General features: G+C 67.9%; 19 protein-coding genes. 16 read left to right on the forward strand and 3 right to left on the reverse strand.

Annotated elements, in window-relative coordinates:
* The first annotated feature begins 78 nt into the window (after positions 1-78).
* From ASE76_RS00865 to ASE76_RS00900, 9 genes are all read left to right on the forward strand, one after another.
* Positions 79-714 carry a MotA/TolQ/ExbB proton channel family protein gene (locus ASE76_RS00865; protein WP_055833317.1) on the forward strand — a complete coding sequence of 212 codons (636 nt, stop codon included), beginning with the start codon at positions 79-81 and terminating at the stop codon, positions 712-714.
* A 43-nt stretch (positions 715-757) separates the two neighbouring features.
* The gene (locus tag ASE76_RS00870; RefSeq protein ID WP_055833320.1) at positions 758-1,189 is read left to right on the forward strand and encodes a biopolymer transporter ExbD; all 432 of its coding nucleotides are present in this window, start codon (positions 758-760) and stop codon (positions 1,187-1,189) included.
* Positions 1,190-1,196: 7 nt separating this feature from the next.
* On the forward strand, positions 1,197-2,246 hold the full coding sequence (lpxK, locus tag ASE76_RS00875) for a tetraacyldisaccharide 4'-kinase (RefSeq protein ID WP_055833323.1): 1,050 nt from the start codon (positions 1,197-1,199) through the stop codon (positions 2,244-2,246).
* The gene (locus ASE76_RS00880; protein ID WP_055835412.1) at positions 2,246-2,428 is read left to right on the forward strand and encodes a Trm112 family protein; all 183 of its coding nucleotides are present in this window, start codon (positions 2,246-2,248) and stop codon (positions 2,426-2,428) included. The genes lpxK and ASE76_RS00880 overlap by 1 nt, the downstream gene beginning before the upstream one ends.
* 20 nt (positions 2,429-2,448) lie before the next feature.
* Positions 2,449-3,201, forward strand: a complete 753-nt coding sequence (gene kdsB, locus ASE76_RS00885) for a 3-deoxy-manno-octulosonate cytidylyltransferase (RefSeq protein ID WP_201781815.1) — start codon at positions 2,449-2,451, stop codon at positions 3,199-3,201.
* A gap of 185 nt (positions 3,202-3,386) precedes the next feature.
* The gene (adk, locus tag ASE76_RS00890) at positions 3,387-4,043 is read left to right on the forward strand and encodes an adenylate kinase (RefSeq protein WP_055833326.1); all 657 of its coding nucleotides are present in this window, start codon (positions 3,387-3,389) and stop codon (positions 4,041-4,043) included.
* Positions 4,044-4,255: 212 nt separating this feature from the next.
* Entirely contained in the window at positions 4,256-4,942 is a 687-nt protein-coding gene (gene lexA, locus ASE76_RS00895) for a transcriptional repressor LexA (RefSeq protein ID WP_055835417.1), read from the forward strand.
* A 302-nt stretch (positions 4,943-5,244) separates the two neighbouring features.
* A complete protein-coding gene (locus tag ASE76_RS20320; protein ID WP_156362475.1) occupies positions 5,245-5,412 on the forward strand; it encodes a hypothetical protein in 168 nt (55 codons plus the stop codon).
* Between the two features lie 171 nt (positions 5,413-5,583).
* Positions 5,584-6,591, forward strand: a complete 1,008-nt coding sequence (locus ASE76_RS00900; protein ID WP_055833330.1) for a D-2-hydroxyacid dehydrogenase family protein — start codon at positions 5,584-5,586, stop codon at positions 6,589-6,591.
* 156 nt (positions 6,592-6,747) lie between these two features.
* On the opposite strand, the gene ASE76_RS00905 is transcribed toward ASE76_RS00900, so the two are convergent.
* Positions 6,748-8,952, reverse strand: a complete 2,205-nt coding sequence (locus tag ASE76_RS00905; RefSeq protein ID WP_156362476.1) for a FimV family protein — start codon at positions 8,950-8,952, stop codon at positions 6,748-6,750.
* A gap of 69 nt (positions 8,953-9,021) precedes the next feature.
* Here ASE76_RS00905 and ASE76_RS00910 point away from each other — a divergent pair, with 69 nt between their 5' ends.
* The 6 genes from ASE76_RS00910 (at position 9,022) to ASE76_RS00935 (ending at position 14,240) form a co-directional block, all read left to right on the forward strand.
* The gene (locus ASE76_RS00910; protein WP_055833336.1) at positions 9,022-10,542 is read left to right on the forward strand and encodes a 3-hydroxyacyl-CoA dehydrogenase; all 1,521 of its coding nucleotides are present in this window, start codon (positions 9,022-9,024) and stop codon (positions 10,540-10,542) included.
* 52 nt (positions 10,543-10,594) lie between these two features.
* Positions 10,595-11,368, forward strand: a complete 774-nt coding sequence (locus ASE76_RS00915) for an oxepin-CoA hydrolase, alternative type (protein ID WP_055833338.1) — start codon at positions 10,595-10,597, stop codon at positions 11,366-11,368.
* A gap of 112 nt (positions 11,369-11,480) precedes the next feature.
* Positions 11,481-12,200, forward strand: coding sequence for a Crp/Fnr family transcriptional regulator (locus ASE76_RS00920; protein WP_055833341.1), 720 nt, complete (start codon positions 11,481-11,483; stop codon positions 12,198-12,200).
* Positions 12,201-12,236: 36 nt separating this feature from the next.
* The gene (locus tag ASE76_RS00925) at positions 12,237-13,328 is read left to right on the forward strand and encodes a phosphotransferase (RefSeq protein ID WP_055833346.1); all 1,092 of its coding nucleotides are present in this window, start codon (positions 12,237-12,239) and stop codon (positions 13,326-13,328) included.
* 111 nt (positions 13,329-13,439) lie between these two features.
* Positions 13,440-13,805: a hypothetical protein gene (locus ASE76_RS00930; protein WP_055833349.1), complete on the forward strand. Its 366-nt coding sequence runs from the start codon at positions 13,440-13,442 to the stop codon at positions 13,803-13,805.
* Between the two features lie 180 nt (positions 13,806-13,985).
* Complete coding sequence (locus ASE76_RS00935; RefSeq protein WP_055833352.1) at positions 13,986-14,240, forward strand: hypothetical protein; 255 nt, start codon at positions 13,986-13,988, stop codon at positions 14,238-14,240.
* An 83-nt stretch (positions 14,241-14,323) separates the two neighbouring features.
* Here ASE76_RS00935 and ASE76_RS20325 read toward each other — a convergent pair whose 3' ends face one another.
* Positions 14,324-14,488, reverse strand: coding sequence for a hypothetical protein (locus ASE76_RS20325; RefSeq protein ID WP_156362477.1), 165 nt, complete (start codon positions 14,486-14,488; stop codon positions 14,324-14,326).
* 381 nt (positions 14,489-14,869) lie between these two features.
* Complete coding sequence (locus ASE76_RS00940; protein WP_055833355.1) at positions 14,870-15,529, reverse strand: SOS response-associated peptidase; 660 nt, start codon at positions 15,527-15,529, stop codon at positions 14,870-14,872.
* Positions 15,530-15,622: 93 nt separating this feature from the next.
* On the opposite strand from ASE76_RS00940, the gene ASE76_RS00945 reads away from it, so the two are divergent.
* Positions 15,623-16,015, forward strand: coding sequence for a hypothetical protein (locus tag ASE76_RS00945; RefSeq protein WP_055833359.1), 393 nt, complete (start codon positions 15,623-15,625; stop codon positions 16,013-16,015).
* Positions 16,016-16,162: the final 147 nt, after the last annotated feature.

The raw sequence follows: 16,162 nt of genomic DNA on the forward strand, positions 1-16,162 counted from the left end.
TGCAAGGCAAAGCAGGTCGCGGAAGGCCTGCGCCATAATCCCGGCCGACATCGTCATACGTCACCGGAGGGAGTCCTTTTGTTCTCGATCATACAAGCGGCCGGATGGCCGATATGGCCCCTGGTGCTCTGCTCCGTACTGGCGCTGGCCCTCGTCATCGAGCGTTTCCTGAGCCTCAAGACCTCGAAGGTCGCCCCCCCGAAACTGCTGGACGAAGCGATCGCCGTGTCGGCCCGCACGGTACCCGGCCCGGACGTGGTGACGCAGCTGGAGCAGAACTCGGTCCTCGGCACGGTGCTCGCCAGCGGCTTCCGGGCGCTCAACAGCAATCCCAGCTGCAGCGAGAGCGATCTGCGCGCAGCCATCGAAGGCGCGGGCCGCAGTGCAGCGCACCGGCTGGAGCGATACCTGAGCGCGCTGGCCACCATCGCGTCGGCCGCGCCGCTGCTGGGCCTGCTGGGCACCGTGATCGGCATGATCGAGATCTTCGGATCGCAGTCGGGCAGCGGCGCGGCCAGCGGCGGCGGCAACCCGGCGCAGCTGGCGCAGGGCATCTCCATCGCGCTCTACAACACCGCCTTCGGCCTGATCGTGGCGATTCCCTCGCTGATCTTCTGGCGCTACTTTCGGGGCCGGGTCGATGCCTACCTGCTGACGCTGGAACTGGCGGCCGAGCGCTTCGTGCGCCACCTGAACCAGCTGCGCAAACCCTGACCGCGGCACCGCCATGAGCCTCAATTTCCGCGGACGCTCCCGCATGGATTTCCGCGCAGGCAGCCGCGACGAGCCCGAGATCAACCTGATCCCGTTCATCGACGTGCTGCTGGTGGTGCTGATCTTCCTGATGCTCTCCACCACCTACAGCCGCTTCACCGAGATCCAGTTGCGGCTGCCGGTGGCCGATGCGCAGGCGATGCGCGACTACCAGAAGGAAGTGCTGGTCTCCGTGAGCAGCGACGGCCGGTTCACCGTCAACAAGACGCCGATGGCGTCGGGCTCGGTGGACGCGTTGAGCAAGGCCCTGGGCGCCGCCGCGAAGGCCGGTCGCGAGACGGTGGTGATCATCAGCGCCGATGCGAGCGCGCCGCACCAGACCGTCGTCACGGTGATGGAAGCCGCCCGCCGCGCCGGTCTGGGCCAGATCACCTTCGCCACCCAGAGCAGCGCGCGCGCCGGCGGCACGCCCTGAACCGCCGATGACGCCCGGCGGCGGCCTGCGGGAACGGTTGCGGGACGCATGGCTCCGGCGGGGGCCGCTGGCCCGGGCCCTGCGGCCGGTGTCGTGGATCTACCGCGCGCTCTGGAACCTGCGGCTGGCGGCCTACCGCCACGGCTGGCGGCACACCGAGCGGGTCGGCGTTCCGCTGATCGTCGTCGGCAACGCGGTCGCCGGCGGGGCCGGCAAGACACCGACGGTTATCGCCGTCGTCGAGCATCTGCAGCGCCGGGGTCTACGGGTGGGCGTCGTCTCGCGGGGCTACGGACGCACCCCTTCTGCCGGCGAAGACGACGACATCCGCCCGGTGATGCCGCAAGACATGCCCCAGACGGTCGGCGACGAGCCGCTGCTCATCCGCCGCCGCACCGGCGCGCCGGTGTTCGTCGGCCGCCGCCGCGCCGCGACCGCCCGCCGCCTGCTGGCAGCGCACCCCGAGGTGCAGCTGATCGTCTGCGACGACGGGCTGCAGCATCTGGCGCTGGGCCGCGACGTCGAGATCTGCGTGTTCGACGACCGCGGCGTCGGCAACGGCTGGCTGCTGCCGGCCGGACCCCTGCGCGAGCCCTGGCCCCGTCGGGTGGATCTGGTGCTGCATACCGGTAGCCGGCCGGCGTTCGACGGCTATCGCGGCGAGCGCCGCCTGGCCGACCACGCGCTGCAGGCCGACGGCACCGCGGTGCCGCTGGCGGCACTGGCCGGCGTGGCGCTGCACGCCGTCGCCGGCATCGCGCAACCGGAAGCGTTCTTCTCGATGCTGCGTGCGCGCGGCCTGGACGTCGCCCGGACGACCGCGCTGCCCGATCACTATGATTTCGATAGCTGGAGGCCGGCGCCTGACGCCGGCCAGCGGCTCATTTGCACCGAAAAAGACGCCCTGAAGCTCTGGCGGGCGGCACCGGCCGCGCTGGCGGTGCCGCTGGTGTTCGTGCCCGAGCCGGCCTTCCTGGCCGCCCTGGACGCACGGGTCGGTGCGCATCTGGCACGGCTATCATCGCCCGCTCACGACGCCGCCCAAGGAAAGCCATGATCGACAGCAAACTTCTCGAACTGCTGGTGTGCCCCGTCACCAAAGGCCCGCTGGCGTACGACCGCGAGAAGGACGAGCTGACCTCGCGCAGCGCCCGTCTGGCCTACCCGATCCGCGACGGCATCCCGATCCTGCTCGAGAACGAAGCCCGCACGCTGTCCGACGAAGAACTGGGCCTGTGATTTCGGCGTACGCCCCCGCCATGACCGCCCTGCCCTTCACCGCCCTGATCCCGGCCCGGCTCGCATCGACCCGGCTGCCGGACAAGCCGCTGGCCGACATCGGCGGATTGCCGATGGTGGTGCGGGTGGCGCGCCAGGCCATGGCCTCCGGCGCGGTGCGCACCGTGGTGGCCGCCGACCATCCCTCCATCGTCGCCGCCTGCGATCGCCATGGCGTGGAGGCCCTGCTGACACGCGCGGACCATGCCTGCGGCAGCGACCGCCTGGCCGAGGCCTGCGACCTGCTGCGCCTGGCCGACGACGACGTCGTGGTCAATGTGCAGGGCGACGAGCCGCTGGTACCCCCCGCACTCGTGGCCGCCGTGGCCGCGGCGCTGCATGCCCGACCCGAGGCCAGCATCTCGACTGCGGCACACCCGATCGACGCGCTGGCCGACTACCTCGACCCGAACGCGGTCAAGGTGGTGACGGATGCATCGGGCCTGGCGCTGTACTTCAGCCGGGCTCCCATCCCGTGGCTGCGCTCGACCGGTGCGCCGGCATTGCCCAGCCCGCCGCCATTGCGGCATGTGGGCCTGTACGGCTACCGGGTGCGCTTCCTGCGGGCGTTCCCGCAACTCGAACAGTCGCCGCTGGAAACCACCGAGGCGCTGGAACAGCTGCGCGCGCTGTGGCACGGCCACCGCATCGCGGTACACCTGACACCGGACGCGCCGGGTACCGGCGTCGACACGCCTCAGGACCTGGCGCGCGTCCGCGCTCTGTTCGCCTGAAACAGGCTTCGGCACGGGCCCCGAGGCGCCTGCCGGGGGCGACTCCCCCCTCGAAAACCCTGCAAGCCTGCGTGCTATCCTCCCGCGCAAGTCAGAGCACCGCACCCGCCCTTCCCAGCCCGTCCTCGACGGCGCGCCGCGCGGCCAGCGGTGCCACCGCCACATTTCACTATCCGAGGACTTCCATGAGACTGATTCTGTTGGGCGCGCCCGGCGCGGGCAAGGGCACCCAAGCCGCTTTCATCTGCGAAAAGTACGGCATCCCTCAGATTTCCACCGGCGACATGCTGCGCGCGGCCGTGAAGGCCGGCACCCCGCTCGGACTGCAGGCCGACGCGGTCATGAAGTCGGGTGCGCTGGTCAGCGACCAGCTGATCATCGATCTGGTCAAGGAACGCATCGCCCAGCCCGACTGCGACAAGGGCTTCCTGTTCGACGGCTTCCCGCGCACCATTCCGCAGGCCGATGCGATGAAGAGTGCCGGCGTCAAGCTCGACTACGTGCTGGAGATCGACGTTCCGTTCGAGGCGATCATCGAGCGCATGAGCGGCCGCCGCTCGCACCCCGCATCGGGCCGCACCTACCACGTCCGGTTCAACCCGCCGAAGACCGAAGGCAAGGACGACGTCACCGGCGAAGAACTCATCCAGCGCGAGGACGACAAGGAAGCCACCGTCAGCAAGCGGCTGGAGGTGTACAGCGCCCAGACCCGTCCGCTGGTCGATTACTACGCCGACTGGGCCCGCAAGGAGCCCGACCAGGCGCCGCGCTACCGCGCCATCAGCGGCATCGGATCCGTCGACGAGATCACCCGCCGGGCGCTGGAAGCGCTCGCTGCCTGAGGCGAAAACCGACACCCGTGAAGAAGGCCGCGCAGCGGCCTTTTTCTTTGGCGGCCCGCATTGCGTGGTCGCTGCCGCGCGACCCGGGTAGCGACCCGGTGAAAAAACACCACAGTCGGCATTGCCAACCGTTCGATGCTTGCCAATCCAGCGAAACTGTTCAAAAATACAGCTACTGGATATTCAAACAGCACCGCCGCGGAGAAATGACCATGATCGACAGCCACGCAGCCCCCATCAAGCTGACGGCGCGCCAGCAGGAAATTCTGGAGCTCATCAAGCAGGCCGTCGCCCGTACCGGCGCCCCCCCAACCCGCGCGGAGATCGCGCAAACGCTGGGTTTCAAGTCGGCCAACGCGGCGGAGGACCATCTGCAGGCATTGGCTCGCAAGGGCGTCATCGAACTGGTGAGCGGCACCTCGCGTGGCATCCGGCTGCGCAGCGACACCCTCCGGTCCTTGCACTCCGCCGGGCAGCTGTCGGTATCGCTGCCGTTGCCCGGGCTGGCGCAACTGGCGCTGCCGCTGGTCGGCCGGGTGGCCGCCGGCTCGCCGATCCTGGCGCAGGAGCATGTCGATCGCACCTACTACGTCGAGAGCGGCATGTTCCAGCAACAGCCCGATTACCTGTTGAAGGTGCGCGGCATGTCGATGCGCGACATCGGCATCATGGACGGCGACCTGCTGGCGGTCCTCTCCACCCGTGAAGCCCGCAACGGCCAGATCGTGGTGGCCCGCCTGGGAGAGGAAGTGACGGTCAAGCGCTTCCAGCGGACCGACAGCGGTGTGGAACTGCACGCCGAGAACCCCGACTTCGAGCCGATCTTCGTCCAGCCCGACGAGCCCTTCGAGATCGAGGGCTTGGCCGTGGGCCTGATCCGCAACACGATGCTCATGTAGCGTCTTCTGCAACGCCAGGTGGCGGGCGTTCGGCAGGCTTGGATCCCGAGCACTGGCGGCCCTGGCGATTGCATCTCTCTCGCAAATCCTGCCGTTCCTGAACCTTCTTCGATCTGGAGTTACGAATGGGATTTGCCGCTATCGCACAGGCAGGGATTTTTGCGCCCTTTTCCTCTTGGATGTCGCGTCGCGCATGGGACCGCCAGTCTGCACGCCCCGCATCCTCGCCTTCGACGCAGGCGCCACCGCTGCGGCTGGTCCCCCGGGCACCGGATGGCCTCGCAGCCGATACGACGGCCGCCGTGGCCGCGACGGCAGGTGTCGGCCACGCCGCACCATCGCGCCCCACGCCGCTGCGCGTTGTGCGGATCGTGGAAGGACGCCAGAACGCCCAGTACGCAGGCCGCATGGTGATCTCCGGCCGCATGGCCGACGTATGCGCCGAACTGGAGCGGTTGGCACCGCAGTAGGCCGGCGCCGTCTCGGCGTGCGAGGGACGGTGGAGGTCTGAAATTTCCCAGTTGCCGGCATGCGCCGGCAGGAGGAGATGCTCCCCCGCCCTTCGCCCTCGGTTCTGCAGCCGGCTTGCCCTGGGAGCCTTGCGCTTTCTACCCGGCGAGGTGACAAGGCACAATCGGGGCATGAATATTGTGATCCTCGACGACTACCAGGATGCGGTGCGCAAGCTGCATTGCGCTGCACGGTTGGACGCCTACTCCGCCAAGGTCTATACCAACACCGTCAAGGGTCTGGGCCAGTTGTCGGTTCGGCTGCGCGATGCTGAGATCATCGTCCTGATCCGAGAGCGGACACAGATCAACCGCCAGCTGATCGAGAAGCTGCCGCGCCTGAAATTGATCGCCCAGACGGGCAAGGTCGGTGCCCATATCGACGTGCAGGCCTGTACCGAGCGGGGCGTGGCGGTGGCCGAGGGGGTGGGCTCGCCGATCGCGCCGGCCGAACTGACCTGGGCGTTGACCATGGCGGCGATGCGCCGCTTGCCGCAGTACATCGCCAACCTCAAGCACGGCGCCTGGCAGCAGTCGGGCCTGCGCGCCGCGTCGATGCCGCCGAATTTCGGCGTCGGTAACGTGCTGCGGGGCAAGACGCTGGGGATCTGGGGCTACGGCAAGATCGGCCAACTGGTCGCCGGTTACGCGCAGGCATTCGGCATGCACGTCAGGGTCTGGGGCCGCGATGCCTCGCGCGCCAAGGCGCGGGCCGACGGCTACCAGGCCGCCAACAGCCGCGAAGAATTCTTCCAGCAGTGCGACGTGGTGTCGCTGCATCTGCGCCTGAACGACGAGACGCGCGGCATCGTCAAGCTCGACGACCTGTTGTGCATGAAGCCGACGGCCCTGATCGTGAACACGTCGCGTGCGGAATTGATCGAGCCCGAAGCCCTGCTCACCGCGCTCAACCGTGGACGGCCGGGCATGGGCGCCATCGACGTGTTCGAGACCGAGCCGCCCTTGCAGGGACACGCCCTGCTGCGCCTGGAGAACTGCATCTGCACGCCCCACATCGGCTACGTCGAGCAGGACAGCTACGAGATGTACTTCGGTGCCGCTTTCGACAACGTCATCAACTACATCAAGGGCGTTCCGACCAACATCGTGAATCCTGGCGCTCTGCAGGTACGACGCTGAGTCTGCCAGTGCGGCGAGCAAGGGATCGGGTCGGGTTTCAGGCCCTACAGCCGTGCCCCCTTGGCGTCCGAAATCTCGCCCAACCGTCTGATCATTCCGTGCCGACCGCTGCGGCGCGCGGGCAGCCTTCTACCGAATCTCCTCGACCCCGTGCCCTCAAGTCTCCGGCTTCGGCGGCTTTCCTTTGTTCAGCGCTTCCAGGTCCAGCAGGTCGAAGTCGATCAGGTTGTCGTCCGTCCGCGGTACCGGACCGAACCCGGCAGGAGCCGCAGGAGCACGCGCGTCCGGGGCTGCATTCGGCTCCTCGACCGGCATATCGAAGCTGAGAGGCTCCAGGCCGATGTCCTCGATGGCGTGGTCCTGGCGCAGCTCTTCCAGCGTGAAGCTGGGACGGTAGTCGTCCAAGGCGTCGGGCGATGGCTGTGCTGCCGCAGCGGGCGCAGGGTCGGCAAAAGCCCGGCCTGCCGCCAAATCCTTGCCTGGCGAAAAAGCCGTCGATGCGGCCACGGCGCCAGCAGCGCCTGCCCCGGCCGGTTCGCGAGCAGCACTGTCGCCCTGGCGGGACGTCGGATCCTGCTGGATGGCGATCCGTGCCACCGCATGCAGCAGCAGCAGTTCGCGATACGCCTCCAGCTCGAACGGCGAGGCGCCCTGCTGACCCGGCTTGCGGAAGAGATAGTCCTCGACCACGTCCAGGATGTCCTTGCGCTCCCAGTGGGCCTCGATGCGTGCCAGGGCATCCGGATAGTCCTCCAGACGCCGACGGCTCTTGAGGAAACCTGCGAATACGGGAACGTCGGCATTGAAGCTCGTGTTGAACTCGTCGCGCAATTTCCGATAGGCATCGGTCAGGCTCAGCGTGTGCAGGATCTTCAGCAAGTCGAGGTACACGGCCGGATTGACGCCCGGATGCGCGGCGATGTAGCCCTGCAGCAGCTCGATCGCCTGCTCGTACTGGCCGAGCGACACGTAGAACTCGGCGTTCTGCTGCACGTCGAGCAATGCGTCGGTATCCAGCTGGCGCAACTCGTGCGCAGCGGCAGTGGCGGCGGCGGCCGAACTGGCGCCTGTCGCCGCCAGAGGTGCCGCATCGAACACCTGGTGCGCAGGCTCCACCTGCTCCGGCACGAAACTGCCGGGTTCGAAGGCCGGCGGCGGCACCGCAGCAGCGGGAACAGCCCGCGGCGGCACGTCGATCGGCGTGCGGGCGGCCGCCGGGGTGGCGGCGCGGTCGCCCGGCACGACCGGTACTGTGACCGGAAGCGGCTCCAGCACCGAATCCTGGAAAGACGGCGCGACCGGCGCCTGCGCGGCTGTCGGGCGGGGCCGCCACCAGACGGCGCCGGACGCATCCCGCTTGCCCGACCGGCCGAGCAGGAAGAACACGAGGGCGGAGACCAGCAACGCCACGGCGCCGAGAGCACCCCACAGGTACAGCTGCCGGTCGCTTTCCGCCTCTTCCACCCGCGCCTGCAGTTCGGCCTCACGGGCCCGGTCGCGGGCGGCACTGCTCTGCAGCGTCTTCACTTGGTCCTGCAGCGTCTGAACACTGCGTGCCTGGTCGGCATCGGCCTGGGCGGCCGTTTCCGGCGACACTTCTGCAAACAGGCGGCGCCACGCGGCCGCGGCCATCGCGCGCTGCTCGGGCGTCACGGTGGCAGAGGGCGCGATCATGTCGAACGAGGGGCGCAGCGGCAGGTTGTGCTCCTCGAGCCACTCGGTGGGGGATTGCAACTCGAGCCGGGGAATTCCCGGTGCCGGGGCCTTCTTGACCGGCGCGGCCTCTGCACGGCGCGGCGGGGCGGACCGCGGTGCCGTGGCCGGCTTGGCGGCCGCCGCGGCGGTTCGCCCTGGCGCGGAAGACGGGGCGACGCGGCCCGACGCACCACTGTCCACCGACGCAGTCGGCGGCGGAACATTGCCACCGCGGCGCACCGCCTCGGCCGGGCGCTCGGGCAACGCGATCGCCGGGATCGGATCGGCCTGCGCGGTGGGCGAGGACGCGAGCAGCACGTAGCGCCGGGACAGGCCCTGTCCGCAACCGGCCCGCAGGTTGACCGATACGACCGGCTCGTTCACCGCGATGGCCGACGCCAGCTGGATCCGCACCTGCGATGGCTGCGCGCCCGGCAGGGTCGCGACCTGGACGCGCGACGGATCGACCCGGGTCTCTCCGTAGAACAATTCGGCCTGCGCGCAGGCCGACCCGCCGTCGGAGGGGCCGTCCAGCGTCAGGTCGAAAGTCAATTGGAGCGGTTGGCCGACGACGGCGGCGCCACGCGGCGATCCCAGCGAAAGCGCATGGCCTGCCGAGGCGGCTGCCAGCAATGCGATGCCGAGGACGGTTTTACTGCTTGTCACGCGCGGTCTTCTCCATGTCGGTCGATTCTGTCACAGGGCTTCACAAATCCGTGGCGTGATAATTACCCCATGCATAAGGTTTATCCCACCACCGCCGTGATCGGCGCAGGTGCCATGGGGCGCGGTATCGCCCAGATGGCGGTCCAGGCAGGAAGCTCCGTCGTGGTGTTCGACCGGCAGCCCGGTGCGGCAGAGGAGGCGGTGAAAGCCGTCCGTGCCCAGTGGGATCGCCTGGTAGAGAAGGGCCGGCTGACCGCCGATGCCGCCGCGGACCAGGCCGGCCGGCTGTCGGTCGCCGAATCGCTGCAGGCCTTGTCGCCCGCCACCCTGGTGGTCGAGGCGATCGTCGAGCAGATCGATGCCAAGCGCCAGCTGTTCGCGGCGCTCGAGGACATCGTGGCCGCCGATGCGGTGCTGGCGACCAACACGTCGTCGCTCTCGGTGACGGCCATCGCGGCGTCGCTGCGGCATCCCGAGCGCTTCGCCGGACTGCATTTCTTCAATCCGGTGCCCCTGATGAAGGTGGTGGAGGTGATCGCCGGCCTGCGGACCGCGCCGGCCACCTGCGACGCCCTGCAGGCCTACGTCGGCCGGATGGGCCACACGGCGGTCCGCGCCGAAGACACTCCGGGGTTCATCGTCAACCACGCCGGTCGGGGCTACGGCACCGAGGCGCTGCGGATCGTCGGCGAGAAAGTGGCCGATTTCGCGACCATCGACCGCATCCTGCGCGACCAGATCGGCTTCAAGCTGGGACCGTTCGAGCTGCTGGACCTGACCGGCCTGGACGTCTCGCATCCGGTGATGGAGTCGATCTACGACCAGTACTACCAGGAACCGCGCTACCGCCCGAGCGCGATCACCGCCCAGCGCCTTGCCGGCAACATGCTGGGCCGCAAGACCGGCGAGGGCTTCTATCGCTATGCCGACGGCAGGGCGGACGCGCCGGCGGAGCCGCCGGTGCCGGTCGTCGACGACATGCCGCCGGTATGGGTGTCGCCGCGCGCCGCGCGCCGGGCCGAACTGCTGCAGCTGCTCAAGGACCTGGGCGCGACGGTGGAGACGGGCGTGTCGCCCTCGCCCGGCGCACTCACGATCGTGGCGCCGCTGGGCTTCGACATCACTACCGTGGCGGTGGTCGAGCGGCTCGATCCGGCGCGCACCGTCGGCATCGACTTGCTGGCCGCCGACGTCGCCACCAGGCGCCGGGTGCTGGCGGTCAACCCCGCCACCCGCCGCGACATGCGCGACGCGGCCCATGCCCTGTTCTCCCGCGACGGCAAGCCGGTCAGCGTGGTGCGCGACAGCGGCGGCTTCGTGACGCAGCGGGTGGTGGCGACGATCGTCAACATCGCCTCCGACATGTGCCAGCAGGGCGTGTGCACGCCGCAGGACCTCGACACCGCGGTGACGCTGGGCCTGGGCTACCCCACCGGACCGTTGGCGCTGGGCAATTTGCTCGGCCCGACGAATATCCTCGAGGTGCTGTTCAACCTGCAGACGGTGTACGGCGATCCGCGCTACCGCCCGAGCCCGTGGCTGCGCCGCCGCGGCGCGATCGGCCTGAGCCTGCTGCATACCGAAGACTAGACAGCGCGCGCCTTCCCGGCGCCGCCCACCGCATCCCACGACAAAGGCCCGCATGCCCGCCGAGCTCAAGACCAGCAGCCATGGGGCCACCATGGTGCTCACGCTGCACAACCCCGACCAGCGCAACGCGCTCGGGCCCGCGATGTACGCCGCAGGCATCGAGGCGCTGAACGCCGCCGGGCCGGAGGTGCGTTCGGTCGTCATCGTCGGATCGGGCGGCTTCTTCTGCGCCGGCGGCGACCTGCAGCGCCTGCAGCACAACCGCCAGGAGCCGCCCGAAGTGCAGGCGCAGAGCATCGATGCGCTGCACCTGTGGCTGGAGGAGATCCGTTCGTTCCCCTGCCCGGTGATCGCGGCGGTGGAGGGGGCGGCGGCCGGCGCCGGCTTCTCGCTGGCGCTGGGCTGCGACTTCATCGTGGCCGCCAGCAACAGCGTCTTCGCGATGTCGCACACCGGCGTGGCGCTCTCGCCCGACGGTGGAGGATCGTGGCAACTGGCGCGCTTCCTGCCGCGCCAGCTGGCCAGCGAGCTGATCATGCTGGGCCAGCGGATCGATGCCGAGCGGCTGCGGCACTTCGGCATCGTCAACCGAGTCTGTGCGCCGGGCAGCGCGCTGGACGAGGCGCTGTCGCTGGCCGAGCAACTGAACCAGCGCGCGCCCAACGCACTCGCCAGCACCAAGGAACTGCTGAGCAGCGCGATGGACCATCCGCTCGGCCCGCACCTGACCAGGGAGCGCGACCAGTTCGTGCTGAACCTGCACCACGCCAACGCCGGCATCGGCATCGGCGCCTTCCTGGGCATGACGAAGCCGGATTACGAATGAAACATGGCTGGAGCCGGCGCAGGATGCCGGCCTCCAGCTATCGATTCAATAGCACCCCACGCTGCAGTCGCTGCCGCTGGGCAGCGAACCCCAGTCACCCATACGACAGACCATGGACGAACCGATTCTTACCATCGAAGAACGCGAGGCGATCAACTCCGGTCGCTGGTTCTCTTCCTTGTCGCCCTCGTTGCGGCACGACATCCTCCGATGCGCATACGTCAAACGCTACAAGGACGGCGACCTGCTGGCCGCCCGTGGCGACTCGCCCGAAGAGTGGGTGGCCTGCGCCCGCGGCGCGGTGCGCGTCAGCTCCACCTCGGTCTCGGGCAAGCAGATCACGCTGACCTACGTGGAGCCGGGCATCTGGTTCGGCGACGTGGCCTTCTTCGACGGCGAGAAGCGCACGCACGACTGCTATGCGCATGGCGACACCACCACCCTCTGCGTGGCACGGGCCGACTTCCGCAAGATCCTGTCGGCCCACGTCGAGCTCTACGAGGCACTGCTGCGCCTGCACGCCCGCCGCATCCGCACGCTGTTCGGGCTGGTGGAAGACCTCAACACCCTGCCCCTGCGGGCACGGCTGGCCAAGCAGCTGGGCCACCTGGCCCGCAGCTACGGCGTGCCGAGCCTGGGCGACAACAACGAGATCCGCATCTCCCTCCACCTGGCCCAGGAAGAACTGGCCCAGCTACTGGGTGCCTCGCGCCAGCGGGTGAACCAGGAGCTGAAGACGATGGAGCGCGAGGACGTGATCCGCATCGAAACCGCCGGGCTGGTCGTGCGCGACCGCCAGGCGCTGCGCAGCATCGGCGACGCAGACCACTGACCGGGGCCCCGCGGGCCCTCGATTGACAAAGGCCCCATGACGACCACCAGCTACAGCCACTTCGAGGGCACCCGCCCTGTTTCCGACCAGCACGCGATCGACGTGCCCGCGCTGGAGGCCTGGCTCTCCACCCGCATCGAGGGCTTCGCGGGACCCTTGTCGGTGGAGATGTTCAAGGGCGGCCAGTCCAACCCCACCTACAAGCTGGTGACGCCGTCGACCGCGTACGTGTTGCGCTCTAAGCCCGGCCCGGTGAGCAGGCTGCTGCCCTCGGCCCATGCGATCGAGCGCGAGTTCGCGGTGATGCGCGGCCTGCACGGCACCGCCGTCCCGGTTCCCCGGATGCATGTGCTGTGCGAGGACGAGTCGGTCATCGGCCGCGCCTTCTACGTGATGGAGTTCATGCAGGGCCGGGTGCTGTGGGACCAGACGCTGCCCGGCATGGCGAACGCCGAGCGGGCCGCCCTCTACGACGAGATGAACCGCGTCATCGCCGCGCTGCACACCGTCGACCACCGGGCCTGTGGACTGGAGGCGTATGGCAAGCCGGGCAACTACTTCGAGCGCCAGATCGCCCGCTGGAGCCGCCAGTACCAGGCCTCGGTCACCGTGCCCATCCCGGAGATGGACCGGCTGATGGAATGGCTGCCGGCGCAAATGCCGGCCAGCGCCCGCGACGAGCGCCATACCTGCGTGGTCCACGGCGACTACCGGCTCGACAACCTGATGTTCCACCCGACAGAGCCGAAGGTGCTGGCCTTGCTCGACTGGGAACTCTCGACGCTCGGCCATCCGCTGGCCGACATCAGCTACCACTGCATGGCCTGGCATATTCCGCAGGGATCGTTCCGCGGCATCGGCGGCGTCGACATCGCCGCGCTGGGCATCCCGTCCGAGGCCGATTACATCGCCCGCTACTGCGAACGCACCGGCATCGCGACGCCGGCCGAACTGGCGCCCGACTGGAACTTCTACCTGGCCTACAACATGTTCCGCATCGCGGCGATCCTGCAGGGCATCGCCAAGCGGGTGGAGGCCGGCACCGCGTCGAGCGCCCAGGCCGTCGCTTCGGGCGCGGGCGCGCGGCCGATGGCCGAGCTGGCGTGGCGTTTCGCGCAGAAGGCGTGATCGCAGGGCGTGCCAATACGCGCGATATCTGTAACAGTCTGATGGACAACCCCCGTATAGCGAAGGGCTTTGCCAGATACTGGCGACGTGTTCAATCCAACAGGAAACGCCATGAAAACGACACGCACCGCCTTCCGTCCTCTGCCCGCCGCACTGCTGCTGGCCACCCTGGCCTTCGGCTTCACCGCCCATGCCCAAACCGCGGCCATGCCGCCGGCTGAAACTGCGGCAACCCCTGCACCGGCCCAGCCCGGTGCCGGCAAGCGCGCGGTCGAGAGCACCAAGCGCACCGCACGTCGTGCAGGCAATGCGACCAAGCGCGGCGCCAAGAAGGCGGTCAACGCCACCGAGAACGTGGCGGAACGTGCCGGTGGCGCTGTACGCCGCACCGGCGAGCGTATCGGCGACAAGCTGCCGCCCGCACCACGCGACCAGGGCCTGAACGGCCAGGGCCAGCCACGCGTTCCTGCCAACTGACCAGCGCCTGCCTCCATCGCACCGACCGCGTCGGTGCATCCCTCTCGAAACCCGCCATTGGCGGGTTTTGTCCTACATGGGCTTGCGAATGGCGCGGTTGCGTGAGCAGGTACCGTTCGATAGATTGGTCGGCTTATGTTGCAGCCGCGCTGCGATCCACACCATCGACCGGAGATATCCATGATTACTTCCAGCAACGGCGACCACAACCTTCCCGACGATGTCGATCCAGACGGCGTCGTGGGACGCGCGGCCAACAAGGCCTACGAGACGGTCGATCGCGCGGCGCTCTCCGCGCAGGAAGGTTGCAACCGACTCAGCAACCTGTGCGATGAGATCGCCGATGTGCCGCGCAACACGATCCGCGAAAACCCGATCGCCGCGGTGACGCTGGCGCTGTCGGTGGGCTACCTGCTGGGCCGATTGGGACGCTGAACGCGCAGACTGCTATCCGACGCAAAAGAAAAAACGGGGCGAATGTGAGATTCGCCCCGTTTTGTTTTGTTTCGACTGTTTGCCTATTCGCCCACGGGCTCCGGCTGGATGACGCGCTCGATCTCTTCGTCGACCGGCACGTTGCTCGGCTCGATCAAACCCTCGCCCGGGCGAGGAATCTCCACCTCGTCGGCCGGATCTTCTTCGGAAATATCTTCGATGTTGGGAAATTCTGGATTGGTCGCCATGAAAGCTCCTTGAGAGGGTGAAAGCGAAAACACGCGTGGCACAAAGCCTTTACGGAGTATCGGCAACGTTATGATCGTTGGCATGCCGGGATTTCGACCCGTGTTCGCTTTTGCAAAAGCCTACACATGCCGGACTCATTTTCTGCCCGTAGCTCAGTTGGATAGAGCATCAGCCTTCTAAGCTCTCCAAACTACTGAGGATTCATGCGGGTTTGCCGTCGGTTTGCGCTCCGCAAAACTGTATGCATGAACAGTATTGCGAGCCGCATTCCTTGGTGACAACCATAGACTTTGCGGAGCGCTTTTCGCAGTCGAATCGGCTTGGCAAGCCGTAGGACAACAGCGCGCGCAATGGGAACTTTTAAGGCCCGGCGCCCCGCTCTAGCCTGTGGATTTCGATGTTCGCAGCTCTGCGGTCGCGACCAGCCGGTCGGCCGGAAACTGCCGCATGAATTCCATGCTGCTGCCTGCCGGCGCATCCAGCCAGTCGCTGTAGAGCCCGCGCGGCAGGATCACCACCATCCGCTTCTCATCGCCCGGCTTGTGATAGTTGCGCATGAGCTCGTGCTCATCGGCGTTGACGGTCAGCATCGTCATGCTGTGCATGTTGAGCGCCGCGTTCCAATCCCACAGCCCGGCAATCCCAAGATCGACACCGTCGGTCCGCTCGATCCGCGTCGGCACGGCCTTGCCCGATCGCCAGTCCGGCTCGTAGATGGCCGCGGCCGGGATGATGCAGTGCTGCGCGCGCTTCCACGCATCGCGGAAGCTGGGTTTCTCGGCCGCCGTCTCGCTTCGCGCGTTGTAGGTGCGCTTGGCCAAGCTCTCATCCTTGGCCCAATGCGGCAGCAGCCCGAATGTGCCGGTGACCGCTTCCATGGGCCCCACCGCTTCGTCGCCAGCGTCGGCCGCCCGCGGCCGCCGTAGGAACGGGCCGGCGTATCCGGGCCACAGGTCTGCCTTCGTCCAATCTGCTGGCGGCTCGGCGGACCAGCGCTCGAGGAACAGGGCTTTCTCAGGGGGTCTGTAGTGGGCGCACATGCATCCATTGTGTGCGCCAAGCTACGCCGGGCGGTATCACCTTGGTTAGCATACTAACGAACGACCACGCCAACCCCTGCCGAACGGATCCACATGTCAGCATCCATCAGCCCCGAAGTCCTGCCCGTCAAGGACGAGGACTATCCCCGTGCCGTGCCGACCGCTTGGCGACCCCTTCTGACGGACGTGGTTCGCTGCCTCGTCGCAGGCGACTACGGCCTGATCGCGGGCGGGGCTGGTGTCGATCCACTCCCTCCCGATGTGCGCGCCGACATCCGGGACGCGATCGAGAGCTATGGCACCTTGCTGGTGGAGCTACCCGAGAGGGCTTGGGAACGTGCAACGGCGCAGTGGTACAGCAACCACTGGGTCGTCTGCGTCGACCTGTGGTCCGATACTGGCCCCACCGAGCTGGTGCTGGCTGGCCGAATCGTCGAGACGGACACAGGGCCGAAGTTCACGGTGTACTTGGTGCACATCCCATAACCGTCGATCCCGCGAGCTGCACGTGCCGCTCGTCGGATGCCGGGCCCCGCAGGCGACCCGGGTGGAATGCAGCAGCCTCGGCGCGTAAAGCCGATTTGATCCGGGCGCCATTGTGCACCAAGCACTGTATGCTTAACCAGTAGTTCA

The sequence above is a fragment of the Xylophilus sp. Leaf220 genome, from assembly GCF_001421705.1.
In the GTDB taxonomy this organism is placed as follows: Bacteria; Pseudomonadota; Gammaproteobacteria; order Burkholderiales; family Burkholderiaceae_C; genus Xylophilus.